Genomic DNA, 12,595 nt, shown 5'->3' with positions numbered 1-12,595 from the left:
CGCAAGCGTCAAAGACACCAGCGTTTGGCAATTTGCCGTTTTGCCGAGAGCCGACGCGTATTGAGCCGCAACACCAAGCGTTCACCCTTCTTCGGCAGTGAGGTGTCATCAATAACCAGCACCGCATCCCTGCCGCCGACAAGTCGGTCCGCCTGGTTGAGCAGCTCTGTCTCCAGCGGCGTCGCGTCCCAGACACCGTCCGCAATAAAATGGTGCAACTGGTCGTAGTTGCCCGTGGCGAGGCGCTCCGCCATCGGCTGAACGCTCTTGCGATCGCCCGGACCGATCAATCCCGCAACATACAGAGGACACATCCGCTGCCGGGTCTTATGACCCAGCCGGTCCAAGAACGGCATCAGCCAGCGTTCGAGCTCGTCTTCCCATCCCGCCATGGTCAGCCCTCCAAGAGCCGACCACCCATGAATCATTGAAAAATTGATTCGGGAATCCTATAAAGCACGGCAAAACCAACAATCTGCCAAAGTAGTGCTAGATCGGGCAGCTCCGGATATGTCATCCAATCGGGGGATATGTCTCACGCCCTGAGCCCGATCAAACCGAATTCCGCAAGATGTCCGCGCAAAGCATTGATCGCCTGTGTGCGCTGTCGAACTAAGAGATCACGAACCTTGAATGCATGGAGGAGGCTTGCTTCTCGGCGCTCTTAACGCCGACAAAGCGCATCGTTGGTCGGGACGCGGCTTCGGAGATCGCTTCGGCATCCGCTGCATCGTTTCTTCTGACGCCTAACGAAGGGCTTCACGTACGAGGGATGGATCAACCGGATATCGTGGCCAAACTTACCAATCTCCCGTCCCAATGATGGGCGTTGGCGCAGGCCTCCATCGCGACCACACACCTCGGTAACCTCGTGAAAGCTCGAGCAATCTGCTGCGGTTTTCTTCTTACACAGAACGGTCCTCCCATCCCGGCCAGCTCCGTGGACCTGGAGCACGTTCTTATCCAGATCCAAACCAATAAACACCACATCTTGGCACAATCGATGCCGTCGGGGGGCGCCCACTCCGTCCGCTACGCCGCCTAAAATCGGCTCGCGAGATCGACGGGCGCCAATGAGGGTGACGCTTGCTGCGTGCCTTGTCCACGTCGGGAGAAGGTTCTGCCAGCTTCACGTCAAGGAGAGCTCGCACCTGGCGACGCAGACCGTCACTGGGCTGCGGGAGATCAAGTCCGACATCCGCGACAGGGTCGCGCAACCTCCTACAGGAAGCCAAGTGCGTCGGCTTGCTGCCGCTCGACGTCTTGGCGGATTCCCTTGAGGGGAGTCGGTATCTGCGATGTCGGGTGACGATAACGCTGAACTGCGCTGGCACCATGTCCAGCCGCTCGCTCTTGTCTTCGCCGATCTGGTGCAGGTCGCTCTTGCAGTAGGGACAGGTCTTGTCGTCGATATCGACCACGACCTCGATCCGTGGGAGATGCGCCGGTAGTGCTCCGCCAATACTGCGGCGCTTGCGCGTTACAGGCCGCACCCTATTGGACATCCTCTAGACCGAGCAGCATCTCTCCTCGGGAAGCGATTCTGCATTGGGGCCAAAGCGATGACGCTGCAGCTCCTTGATAATCTAGTGCAGCCGCTCGCTCTCGTGCCGCTCGGCAAGCATCATCGCCCTCAACGTCTCGGGATCATCAGGAGGGTTATGGCTCACAGGCAAAATCAGAGCATATTCGCGCCCGCCTGACATGCTCGATGCCCCTGATTCACGTATCGCCGCGGCGCGGCCCACAATTGTCCGGCTTGCGTCGGGACGACCGTCTCCCGTGCCGCGTGGACACGCCGCCAATCGAGCCCTTCGAGCATTGCCGACAATTCCGCCGCCGACAAACACATTACGCCATCTTCAATCTTCGGCCAGCGGAAGACGCCTTCCTCGAGCCGCTTGTACCTCAACTGAGAATGCAGACTCTTCGGATGCAGCGCGGCAGTTTGTGCGGGTGATGCATCCATTCCACCCATTGTTCGGGCGGCAGCTTCTCTGCGTCGGCAAACGATACAACCGATATGGCGAACGCCTCTTGCTGCAGGGCGACGGCGCGACCGTATGGTCGGTTCCTCCGCACGGTTACGCTCGGAGCCGACGGTGCCGGCGAAGCACGACAGCAAGCGCTCAAAGACCGACGCCCTCCTCGAGGAGCGCACGCTCAATCCGACGCCGAGAAGGTGCGCGATCCAAAGTTTCAGGGAAGCGAGTTCTTCGATCCGCACGACGCCGTGCAGGTCAAGCACGAGATGCTGCGCCGTGTCTCGATCGACAACGCTTCGGTGACGGAGGCTTCCAACGAGTATGGCGTCTCCAGGCCGACCTACTACCAAGCGAAGGCGAGCTTCGATGCCGCCGGGATTGCGGGACTGGTCCCAAAGAAGCCGGGCCCCCGCGGCCCCCACAAGGTCCAGGGCGAGGTCCTCGCCTTCCTGCAGGCGCGACTGGTCCCGGGCGAGCCGGTTCGCGCTCGGGAGCTGGCGAGCTTGGTCCGCGCCGAGCTCGGCATCGAGGTTCATCCCAGGACGATCGAGCGAGCATTAAAAAAACTGCCGGATGAACACGCCACGACACCGGCGTGTTCGATCCTCTCGCCCGCCATTGCGGCCCAGTATGAGGTGCTGCGTATGGCAGCTCTCGGCGAAGCACTCCCGCCTACGGCCCGCAGTGGCCTCATGCTTTTTCTGCGCCGGGGCATGTGGGGGTGGGCGCAGACGCTGGCCGCAGCAGCCCCCGTTCAACAGTCAGTTGCATCGCGTACTCCACCAGTGCCGCGTAACGAGCACACAGCTGTCGTTTACGTGCTCGCGACAATGGCAATGAGCACACCCGAGCGGAGAACGCCATGAAGGAGTCCCTCAAAGTCCAGCCTCACCACCTCGAACGGGGTGCCTACCTCTACGTTCGCCAGTCCTCGATGCGACAAGTCATCGAGAACGTCGAGAGCGCGAAGCGGCAATATGCACTTCGTGGACGCGCAATTGCCCTTGGCTGGCGCGACGAGCAAATTATCGTCATTGACAGCGATCAGGGCGAGTCCGGTGCATCGGCTGTCTGGCGCGAGGGCTTTCAGCGCCTGGTCAGCGACGTCGGCATGGGGCACGCCGGCATCGTGATGGGCCTGGAGGTCTCCCGCCTGGCGCGGAACAATGCTGACTGGCAGCGTTTGCTGGAAATCTGCGCACTGGCCGACACCCTGATCCTCGATGAGGATGGCGTGTACGATCCGACAAGCTTCAATGACCGCCTTCTGCTCGGTCTCAAAGGCACAATGAGTGAAGCCGAGCTGCATGTGATCAAAGCAAGGCTGCGCGGCGGAATCCTCAACAAGGTCAGGCGCGGCGAGTACCGCTGCGTCTTGCCAACCGGGCTGATCTATGACCAGTCCAGCAACGTGACGTTCGATCCCGACTCGCAGATCAGGGAGACAATCGTCCATTTCTTCGACACGTTCTCTCGCGTGGGCTCCGCATGCCAGACCGTCAAGGCCTTTCGCAAGGAGGGCCTTCTGTTTCCCTCGCGTCTGCGCAACAGCGAGACCACGGTGTTTCGGACACTGACCGCGTCAACGGCGATACGCGTCTTGAACAATCCACGGTATGCCGGCGCCTACGCTTATGGACGCCGGCGCTATCGACGAACCATCGACGGTAAGAAGACTCTGCAGCGGCGTGACCACGATGACTGGCTGGCTTGTATCCCGGATACCCATCCCGGCTACATCACCTGGGAGCAGTTCCAGGAGAATCTCAAAATTCTCAAGGCCAACGGTCGAGGATATGAAGTGGCGCGCGCATCGCCTCCTCGGGAAGGTACGGCACTGCTGCAAGGACGGGCGGTGTGCGGGCGATGCGGTAAACATTTTCGCATCCGCTACACTGCCCGGCGCGGACGGCTGGGTGCCTGGTACGTCTGTGATCGCGCTCACGGCTATCGTGGCGAGCCAAACTGCCAGTCAATCGCCGGGCCTCAGATCGATAAAGCCATCGGCATGCTGATTGCCGAACAGATGACGCCGGCCGCCGTCGAGTTGACGCTCGACATCCGGAAGGAGATCGAGGCCAGGTATGAGGAAGCAGACCAGTTGCGCTGTCGGGCGATCGAACGGGCCCAAATCGAAGCGGATCTCGCTCAGCGCCGCTTCATGTTGGTCGACCCCAATAATCGTCTCGTCGCCGACACGCTCGAAGGCGAATGGAACGACAAGCTCCGCGTGCTGGCCAAAGCCCGCGACGATCGCGAGCGCGCGCGGGAGCAGGATCAGCTCGTCCTCGATGAAGCTGTTCGCGAGCGGATGACTGCGATGACGGTCGACTTCAACAAGCTTTGGGCAGATCCAGACACGCCGGATCGTGAACGCAAACGGCTGCTCGCTCACATCATCGAAGATGTCACCCTCATCAAGATGCCGGCGGAACGAACCACCAAAATTCATGCTCGCTTCAAGGGCGGCAAAATCCAAACGCTCACCACCATGAGCCCAAAGTCTTCCGCGCAGCAGGTCAAGACGCAACCCGGTATCGTCGAGTTGGTCGACAAGCTCCTCGACAAACACATCTATTCCGAGATTGCCGAACTTCTCAACCAGCAAGGATATCGCCCGGGTGGATCAGCGCGCCCCGGTCGCCATGAGACCCGCTTCACGGCCTTGCGGGTCGCATATCTCGTCCATTGCTATGACTTGCGCTCACGCTATGACCGACTGCGAGATCGCGGAATGCTGACAAAACGGGAAGCCGCGGCGCGCCTTAACATCCACGAAACGACCCTCGCAAGGTGGACTGAACATGGACTCGTTGCCAGGCATGCCTACAATGCACACTATTGCCTATACGAGATTCCCACATCGAACCTGCCCCGCAAGCAATGCAGCCGATGGAATCGTCTTGTCGATCGAGCCACCGCCCTCACGACGTCGCTGGTGCTAAAACCCTCAACTGAAGCTGAAGGAGGTGTAGTATGAATGCACGTAGTTGGCGAACAAGCACACTCCCGTGCCATCCCAAAAAATTGGCTTGATCCGGTCCGCTCGCGCGGCATCCAACACATAAACAGCCCCCAAGAACGGATCGGTCTTCTTGTGCTCGCGTACCAACATAGTAAGCCCCTCCATTTCCTTGTGGAACTCGACCGGCTTGGTTGCCACCATTACCCGGACAGCTCCGGACGGGCCGATCACCGACTTGCCTTCAGCGCATGGACGATGGCCGCAATCATCGCCACGTCCGCGCCTCGGCCGACCCAGATAGTGACGCCTTCGGCTTCGATCTCGATGCCCCCGGCATCGCAACGGCCGAGCCGGACAGCCGGCTCGGCCTTGCATCGCGCTGTCTTGCGCTCATGGCCAGCAACCGCGACTGGTGCCATGTCGTCTACCACCGCCGGTACAAACGGAGGATCGTCAGCCATCGGCGTCGGCGACCGGCGTGCTTGCCGGCGTCAGGTGAACACTTGTTGTGGGGGCAGCCCGTGTCGCCGGGCAATCTCGGAAACGACCGCGCCTGGTACCAGCGTCTCCTTGACGATCCGGGCGTTGTCGTCCTTGGAAAACCAACGACGGCGTCCGGTCGCCGTGATCGCTCTAGCCGGCGCGCCGTCATGTCCGACTTAAGCGTATGGTCAAACATAGACACAAGCCGATCCCTTCAAAGAGATCGTGAAACTTCGCCCATCCCATATGCCGCGAGAAGGTGGTGCACATGCTTACGCTTGATGAGGTCTATGCCGAAATTTAGGATGCGGTCGATGCGTTGAGTTGAAGAAGGTTTGTGTGCGTATCCAGCAAGCCGACTGCGGTAACCTCGTCAACGACCAAACGTCGAGCGAAGTCGTCCCTAGTTTTTGTTGTGTCTGCGGCGCCAGAACACTCCGCGCGCAATATGGAGATAGTAGCTGCTTGGCGTGGATTGCAGGTCCGATCGCGAGTGTGGCAATAGCAAGTTGCCTCTCGCGGGCATGCTGTTACTCGCAAGCGCCTCGCTGCACCTGCCTTATGCACGACGCTGCGCGTGGGGCGCGCGGTACATGTCTGCTCGGCGTCAAAGCTGCGGCACACGCGCCCGAGATACGCCTCGCACAATATTTGCCTGATTGAGTACGAACCGCGCCGATATGCGGCGATTCAAGCACTCTTACGCAGTGCACGTAACCATGCGTCCGTTTCGTACAGATTTTATGCCCCATTAAGGAAAGCAATCTGTCAACGTTAATGGCGAGCGGCGGAATAATCCGCACGGGACGTTCACTGGTCGATCTAATCAGTTGGTGTTCGGGGAAGGCCCTGCAGGTCGAGAACGATTGGGGCGAAGCGGGTTGATTGTCCCGCTAGGTGAGCGACCGCTCTTGAGGTGGAACATTCTGGAGGACTTTATGAAGATGGTGAAAAGCCTTTTGCTAGGTTCGGCAGTTGGTCTGCTCGCTGCGGGCGGAGCGCCGGCGGCAGATCTGCCCGTCAAGGCCAAGGCGATTGAGTACGTGAAAATCTGTTCGCTGTACGGCTCTGGCTTTTATTACATTCCGGGCAGCGACACGTGTATCAAGCTGGGTGGCTATCTGCGCGCTGACAATACGTTCAATACTAATAGCGCCTATAATCCTCCGGACAATGGTGCGGGGGCCGCACGAAACCGTCTCAGCAACGATTATACGTCGCGTGTTCGAACGAGTTTTTCGATGGATACGCGGACCGCGACGGAGTACGGTATAGTGCGGACTTATGCCGAAACTTGGTTCACTTGGACGACGGGTGGCTATAGCGGTGCCGGCACAGGCCTCACGGGAGGCGCTACGTCGTACACCTCAAGCGCGGGCTCCCAGATCGCCGGCGGCGGATTGAGTGTCACGTACGCCTTTATCCAGTTTGCCGGTTTCACGCTTGGTAAGGCTGGGTCCCAATTCTCCACGCCTTGGGGCGAGTATCCTGGCAACTACATCGAGCTGCCTGGCAGCGCTGCCTGGGATCCCGTCAACCAGTTCAGCTACACCGCAGATTTTGGGCACGGTATCACCGCTTCATTCTCGGCTCAGGATCAAGTTCAGCATGACACAACCAATATCTGGAACGTGAGCGCGGCCACGATTGCAGGTCTCGCCGCCGGCATTTACGGCGGTAACGACATCGGTGGCACCCGAGCGCCGGATCTCATTGCGTCGCTTCGTGTTGACCAGGCTTGGGGCCTCTTTCAGGCATCGGTCGCGGCGCATGATAATCATGCCGCCTACTATGGCGCCACAGAACTTACCGGCTATCCGAGCGATAAGTGGGGCTGGGCGGGGCAACTGGCCGCGTCGATCAAAAACCTCCCAACCGGTCCAGGTGACTCGATTAATGTGACAGGCGTCTATGCAAACGGTGCAAGCCGGTACGTCTTCAACGACTATATGTCGACCAACTGGGCCAGGTACGGCGGTACGAATTCGCCCGGTGCTTACCAGAGTGTTGGAATTGCCGGTCTCTCTGACTCGGTGTTCGTTGCGGGCGCTGGCCAGGAGCTGACCACGACGTACGGATTCAATGGCGCCTTCAACCACAACTGGAATCCGCAGTGGGCTACCAGCATTTTCGGCGGCTTAGGCGCGGTGCGCTATAACAATGCAGCCAAGGGCTACATTTGCGGCGCCTTCGTTACGGGCCTCGCACTGTCGAGCGGCCTTGCCGGTTGTAACCCCGACTTCAACTTTGCGGTCATCGGTTCGTACACCAGTTGGACCCCGGTCAAAGGCCTGACCTTCGGTGCCGAAATCGCGTACAATATCCTCGACCAGAAGTACGCGAGAGGAAGCACCGTGATATTGCCGACGCAACCGAGCATTGCAAAGCCAGGCGCTATTTATGAGCTGAAAGATCAAGGTGCGTTCACGCTGCTGCTGCGCGCTCAGCGCAACTGGTGAGTTTCTGTTGGACCAAACGAAGGAAAAAAGTAGTAGCTCCTTAGCCTAAATGTAACCTCCAAGAAGGCCTCCGGCATGCCCGCCGGAGGCCTTCCTCCCTTCACAAGTATCGAGAGTACGAACTTGAGTGATGAGAATGCTTCGGTTGCAGCGCGCCATCTGTTTACGCCGGCCTCTCCGTGCGCCGTCATTCCTCAGACGTGAGGCAGGGCGGGCAGCTCCCATGGATTGCGCCGGCGAAGTCATGCTGTCTGCCGAGTGCGGCCACGCTTGTCTCGAAGCCGTTATGCGCAGGATGCGCACGAAGGGAGCTCGGTTGGATGCGTGAACGGATCGTCGTCGCGGGCATAGATGGATGGAATCGGGAAAACAATATTCTCCGCAGGGCTCGCCGATCTCCTTGGTGCAAGCTATTGGAAGCCCATCGGCTCCGCTAGCGTCCAGCGCCTCCGGCCGTAGCCGGTTAGGCACATGCAGCCGCCACACGCAGGGCTTCGCCGGTCAGCTTGCGCTCTGCACCAGGACTCGGCGCCTCACTCAAGGCCTGATCGAGATTGCCTTGCGGATTCAGGACAGGGTGCAAGCCATCTTTTCGCACGGACCGGACTGCAGGCTCAGTCACACAGGCCAATACCATAAGGTAAAGAGCCCGATCAATCACGTCCCGTTGACCCAGAGTCGGCCAAGTCGTCCTCACGGCGATGGAAGTGAGATTCCAGCCCGAGAGGGCGCTGGACACGATGCAAACTCAAACGAAACAATTTCGCGGCTCCAACTATAAAATGATTGCAGGAACTAAAGCCTCATCGGCACGCACCTGATACTTGGATGCCGCGCGGAAACAAAAAACAACGCCGATCAGCGATGGTGTGACGCGACGGCTCGACCTCGTCCCGGCCCAGTTCCGCCTGACGACGACTGGCGCGGTGACCGTAGGTCGTGAAGTTTACTGTTTCCGGCGGCTTTCGCCTTCGCCGGTGTCGCAGTTTGCACCATAGTTCCGTTTCTCAGATGTCGCTCGTCAAACCGGGCATGCAGATTTCCCGCACCCGGCTTGTCTCATCAGACCTTCGCGCTCGATCGGTCAGTACGACGGCTTGGGACGAGCGGAAGAGTTTGGAGCCCCGGCCACGTCCTCCAGCTCGTCGCATGAGTCGTCCGGGAAGAATCGAAGAGTCCGCTGGCGCGAGAAGGCGGCAAACCTTGGCCAAGCGATTACGCGCATCGTGGTCGCCTTTGAGGCCGGTCGCGATGGTTTTTGGCTGGCGTTGGCTGCGGGCTCGTGGTGTCGAAGCTTTCGTTATCCACTCGACAATCGTCGCCATCCCCAGCGAGCACAGGCCGGCTAAAACCGATCGGCTCGATACCGAGCATTTGAAGCGCGCTCTCCTCGGTTGGCTACGCGGCGAGCCGAACCATTGCCAAATGGCAGTAATCCCTAGTCTCGATGAAGAGGACGGCCGGCGTCCGAACCGCGAGCATGAGAGCCTTGTCAGCCAACAAACCAGCATTATCAATAGAATGAAGGCATGTCTCATTCGCCTGGGTATTCGCAATTTTAAGCCGACGCTGCGTCATGCGTCAAAGCGGCTCGAGATGCTGCGCACGCCAGAAGGGGCACCTCTGCCGCCTACCCTATCGCCGAGAAGCGCCGGGACCTGGTCCGCCTTCGCCTCGTCAGGGCGCAGATCAGGGAGATCGAGGCGGCTCGATTACAGCGTTGCAGGTTTCCGAGAGCGGAGCGGACGCGATGGTCAAATTGCTAGCGCGGATCATTGGCGTTAGAATCGAAACAGCGGACATGCTCGTGCACGAGATCCTCTCCCGGCAATTGAGAGATCGCAGAGCGGTCCCGCGATACGCGGGCCTCACGGGCGCTCCCGATGAGAGCGGCAAGCGAAGACGGGAGAAAGGTCTCGCACGCGCTGGCAATGACCGGGTACGGGGTGGGATGATCCAACTAGCCTGGCGTTTTCTCCTTTTCCAAAAGGACAGCGCATTAGCCCAATGGTTCCGCACTCGCGCGGTCGAAATTGGGGCTTGGCGAAGGAATCGCTAAACCCTGATCCTCCGAAGTGGCAGTGACCCGCGCCATAACTGGGTCATATGACCTCGCGGAAGAATGGGCCCGCTGCCCAAATTTCGCTTGAGATGCGCATTGCTGCATCATGGTCGAAGATTGCGTTCGGCCATATACAAGTACGCGGCGCGATGGCCCGCCGGATATTGCAAGCTCTCTCGGAAAATCTCTCAATGCGGGGGCGCGTCACACCGTTGCGTCGACAGTCTCCTTGAGCACCTTGTCGAGAATCCCGAGCGCCTCGTCGAAGACGCGGTCCTCAATCGTAAGCGGGAAGAGGAAGCGGATTATATTCCGATCGACGCCAGCATAAAGCAACAGTAGCCCGCGCTCGAGTGCGCGCGTCATCACGGTCCTCGCGAGTTCGGCATCCGGCTCGCGCGTGCCAGGCCTACAGAACTCGACCGCGATCATCGCACCCAACCCGCGAACCTCCGCGATCTCTGGTACGTGATCCTTGAGCGCGGTCAAACGTTCCTTCAGCCGTTCGCCGAGGGCCATCGCACGTTGACAAAGTCGCTCTTCGTCTATGATATCAAGCACCGCATGGGCTGCAGCAATCGCCAGCGGATTACCTGCGTAGGTGCCGCCCAAGCCACCGGGCGCGAGCGCATCCATGATCTCGGCACGGCCCACCACGCCTGAGAGAGGCATGCCCCCCGCCAAACTCTTCCCCGTCGTCGTCAGGTCGGGCACAACATCGTGATGCTGCATGGCGAAGAACTTGCCACTGCGTGCGAAACCTGTCTGCACTTCATCAGCGATGAGCAGAATGCTATGCTCGTCGCAGATCTTGCGCAGTCCGCGCGCAAAGTCCGTCGGCGCCACATAGAAGCCGCCATCACCTTGAACCGGCTCCAATATGATTGCAGCCACACACTTGGGATCGATGTCGGTTTTGAACAGAAACTCGATTGCGCGCAGGGATTCGGCTGCGCTCACGCCGTGTAGCGCGTTTGGATAAGGCGCATGAAATACGCCCGGCGCGAACGCCCCCGAGGCCAGCTTGTGCGGCACAACCATGCCCGTGAGTGCTGTAGCGAATAGTGAGCGCCCGTGAAATCCGCCCGTAAAGGCGATCACGCCCGGACGGCCTGTAGACGCACGCGCGATCTTGATCGCGTTTTCCACCGCCTCGACGCCCGTTGTGAAGAATGCCGCCTTCTTCGCAAAGTTGCCCGGACTGCGGTGATTGATCTTCTCGGCCAACTCCACGTATGAAGCGTACGGAACGACTCCGTAGCACGTATGAGTGAAACGATCCAATTGCTCGCGAATGGCCGCCAGGATCTTCGGATGGCGATGGCCGGTGTTCAGGACGGCGACGCCGCCGACGAAGTCGATGAAACGTCGGCCTTCGATATCCCAAAGCTGGGCGTTTTCGGCGCGGGCGGCATAGACGCTGTACAGCGTGCCCTGGCCGCGCGGCGTCGCGGCTTCCTTGCGGCTCTTAATCTCAGCACTCTTCATCGGCCTCATAGTCACTCCTTCCCGTTCGTTCGTCCGACTGCGCACACTCGAAGCTCCACCTGGTGGCCTATGAAAAACTTAGCTCCAAGTTTGAGAGCCGTCGGAGTCAATTATTTCGTGCCAATCGCTGACGAGCCGGTCCGAGGGCACGCTTTCCGCATGCACGCGGCAGCGGCCACTTTGTACCGCCACTTGCGGGCGCCAGACGATCCACTTCCGCGAACAGTCCGCGCGGTGCGGGCCATTATGTCACGCAACGGTAAGTAGAGAAGCAAGTCCAATAATGAACGAAAGGCTTCCATACCATCAGCGAAATTGTGCAGCACGGCCTGTTCGATGCTCGCGATGCATCCGTCTCGCATTGGATCATGCGCCTGAGTCCGTGTCTGCGAAAGCTGCAGACGCGCTGGAAATGTGAGGAGCCCATCATCATCGTCCCTCGATAGGTCGAGCTTCAAATGCACTCTTGATCTCATTAGCGGCGCGAGTCCCGCACGTGTCATTCCTGCAGGATTTATGCCAGCGTTGGCGACAGGGATTACCTTCCTGCGTTTTGTGGGCACTGTCGCGTTCTAAACAGCTTGGCGAAGCCGAGACAACCCGGGGGTTTGCGTTCGGACACAAGGATAGCTGCGGCGGCGGAACGTAGGCTAAATGGACCGGCGTTTGCGCGGGTCGCGCCCCAATCTCCGCGCAGGCATCATTGTTTTCTCGAAATTTGTTAGCTACTGCGTCGCTCGATCGTCGAGTGGTCGTAGGAACGTCGTCGCTGTCCTGTGTGGTTAAAGCGGCGGCGATCTGCTGTCGAGATGTCGGGGACTGTTCTTGGTCTCACTATGAGAGCTCGAACTGGTTTCGCTCGAACATGGGATCACGGAATTGGACCATTAGCGCTTATTGGTAGTGTCCCGAATCTGAAGTTCAGCGGACTCCAAATCGGCTCGAAGATGGCAGACTGTCCTTCTGTTTGAGGAGGGCGGATTATGGGTCGACGCTTTGCTCCGCCGGACTTGAATGAGGTTGAGCGCGCTGAGTTGGCATCACTAGCCTTGCGCCGAAGCGCGGCACTGAGCTTGGCGCAGCGGGCCCGGATCGTCCTGGCCTGTGCTGACGGCGAGCAGGGCAAAGATCGTGGCGGCTCGCCTGGCTTGAT

At 59.5% G+C, this 12,595-nt stretch carries 8 protein-coding genes and 6 pseudogenes; 5 read left to right on the top strand and 9 right to left on the bottom strand.

Annotated elements, in window-relative coordinates; translation table 11 throughout:
• From H8A92_RS36685 to tnpB (H8A92_RS36670), 4 genes and pseudogenes are all read right to left on the bottom strand, one after another.
• Nucleotides 1-428 (bottom strand): annotated as a pseudogene (locus H8A92_RS36685) (transposase); the annotation flags it as partial.
• 90 nt (nucleotides 429-518) lie between these two features.
• Nucleotides 519-1,000 (bottom strand): annotated as a pseudogene (locus H8A92_RS36680) (IS110 family transposase); the annotation flags it as partial.
• A gap of 289 nt (nucleotides 1,001-1,289) precedes the next feature.
• Nucleotides 1,290-1,706, bottom strand: a pseudogene (locus H8A92_RS36675) (transposase domain-containing protein); the annotation flags it as partial.
• Nucleotides 1,679-1,969 carry an IS66 family insertion sequence element accessory protein TnpB gene (gene tnpB / locus H8A92_RS36670; RefSeq protein WP_229200152.1) on the bottom strand — a complete coding sequence of 97 codons (291 nt, stop codon included), beginning with the start codon at nucleotides 1,967-1,969 and terminating at the stop codon, nucleotides 1,679-1,681. The pseudogene H8A92_RS36675 and the gene tnpB (H8A92_RS36670), both read right to left, overlap by 28 nt.
• 213 nt (nucleotides 1,970-2,182) lie before the next feature.
• On the opposite strand from tnpB (H8A92_RS36670), the gene H8A92_RS36665 reads away from it, so the two are divergent.
• The gene (locus H8A92_RS36665; protein ID WP_229200151.1) at nucleotides 2,183-2,851 is read left to right on the top strand and encodes a helix-turn-helix domain-containing protein; all 669 of its coding nucleotides are present in this window, start codon (nucleotides 2,183-2,185) and stop codon (nucleotides 2,849-2,851) included.
• Complete coding sequence (locus H8A92_RS36660) at nucleotides 2,848-4,965, top strand: recombinase family protein (RefSeq protein ID WP_229200150.1); 2,118 nt, start codon at nucleotides 2,848-2,850, stop codon at nucleotides 4,963-4,965. The genes H8A92_RS36665 and H8A92_RS36660 overlap by 4 nt, the downstream gene beginning before the upstream one ends.
• Here the strand turns inward: H8A92_RS36660 and tnpB (H8A92_RS36655) are convergent.
• Genes tnpB (H8A92_RS36655) through H8A92_RS41260 form a run of 3 tightly spaced genes read right to left on the bottom strand, consistent with a single transcriptional unit; the run spans nucleotide 4,936 to nucleotide 5,579 of the window.
• Entirely contained in the window at nucleotides 4,936-5,151 is a 216-nt protein-coding gene (tnpB, locus tag H8A92_RS36655; RefSeq protein ID WP_229200149.1) for an IS66 family insertion sequence element accessory protein TnpB, read from the bottom strand. The two genes, H8A92_RS36660 and tnpB (H8A92_RS36655), sit on opposite strands and share 30 nt — an antisense overlap.
• Nucleotides 5,152-5,177: 26 nt before the next feature.
• A complete protein-coding gene (locus tag H8A92_RS36650) occupies nucleotides 5,178-5,411 on the bottom strand; it encodes a hypothetical protein (RefSeq protein WP_229200148.1) in 234 nt (77 codons plus the stop codon).
• A gap of 30 nt (nucleotides 5,412-5,441) precedes the next feature.
• Nucleotides 5,442-5,579, bottom strand: a complete 138-nt coding sequence (locus H8A92_RS41260) for a transposase (protein ID WP_420831421.1) — start codon at nucleotides 5,577-5,579, stop codon at nucleotides 5,442-5,444.
• Between the two features lie 792 nt (nucleotides 5,580-6,371).
• Between H8A92_RS41260 and H8A92_RS36640 the strand changes: the two genes are divergently transcribed.
• Together H8A92_RS36640 and H8A92_RS36635 are read left to right on the top strand one after the other, a co-directional pair.
• Nucleotides 6,372-7,892: a porin gene (locus H8A92_RS36640; protein WP_229200147.1), complete on the top strand. Its 1,521-nt coding sequence runs from the start codon at nucleotides 6,372-6,374 to the stop codon at nucleotides 7,890-7,892.
• Between the two features lie 320 nt (nucleotides 7,893-8,212).
• Nucleotides 8,213-8,342, top strand: a pseudogene (locus H8A92_RS36635) (AAA family ATPase); the annotation flags it as partial.
• Here the strand turns inward: H8A92_RS36635 and H8A92_RS41255 are convergent.
• Nucleotides 8,327-8,451, bottom strand: a pseudogene (locus tag H8A92_RS41255) (IS630 family transposase); the annotation flags it as partial. The pseudogenes H8A92_RS36635 and H8A92_RS41255 overlap by 16 nt on opposite strands.
• 619 nt (nucleotides 8,452-9,070) lie before the next feature.
• On the opposite strand from H8A92_RS41255, the pseudogene H8A92_RS41320 reads away from it, so the two are divergent.
• Nucleotides 9,071-9,915 (top strand): annotated as a pseudogene (locus tag H8A92_RS41320) (transposase); the annotation flags it as partial.
• Between the two features lie 243 nt (nucleotides 9,916-10,158).
• Here the strand turns inward: H8A92_RS41320 and gabT are convergent.
• Nucleotides 10,159-11,442, bottom strand: a complete 1,284-nt coding sequence (gene gabT, locus H8A92_RS36625; RefSeq protein ID WP_229200153.1) for a 4-aminobutyrate--2-oxoglutarate transaminase — start codon at nucleotides 11,440-11,442, stop codon at nucleotides 10,159-10,161.
• Nucleotides 11,443-12,595: the final 1,153 nt, after the last annotated feature.

Origin of the sequence: Bradyrhizobium acaciae, assembly GCF_020889785.1 — a bacterium.
Classification (GTDB): domain Bacteria; phylum Pseudomonadota; class Alphaproteobacteria; order Rhizobiales; family Xanthobacteraceae; genus Bradyrhizobium; species Bradyrhizobium acaciae.
Note: the sequence above shows the minus strand (reverse complement) of the source record. Positions and strands in the feature narration are given on the sequence as shown.

Coding starts and splice junctions, on each gene's coding strand:
- H8A92_RS36650 (WP_229200148.1), bottom strand. CDS start 5,411: ATGGCTGACGATCCTCCGTTTGTACCGGCGGTGGTAGACGACATGGCA.
- tnpB (WP_229200152.1), bottom strand. CDS start 1,969: ATGGATGCATCACCCGCACAAACTGCCGCGCTGCATCCGAAGAGTCTG.
- tnpB (WP_229200149.1), bottom strand. CDS start 5,151: ATGGTGGCAACCAAGCCGGTCGAGTTCCACAAGGAAATGGAGGGGCTT.
- H8A92_RS36640 (WP_229200147.1), top strand. CDS start 6,372: ATGAAGATGGTGAAAAGCCTTTTGCTAGGTTCGGCAGTTGGTCTGCTC.
- H8A92_RS36660 (WP_229200150.1), top strand. CDS start 2,848: ATGAAGGAGTCCCTCAAAGTCCAGCCTCACCACCTCGAACGGGGTGCC.
- gabT (WP_229200153.1), bottom strand. CDS start 11,442: ATGAAGAGTGCTGAGATTAAGAGCCGCAAGGAAGCCGCGACGCCGCGC.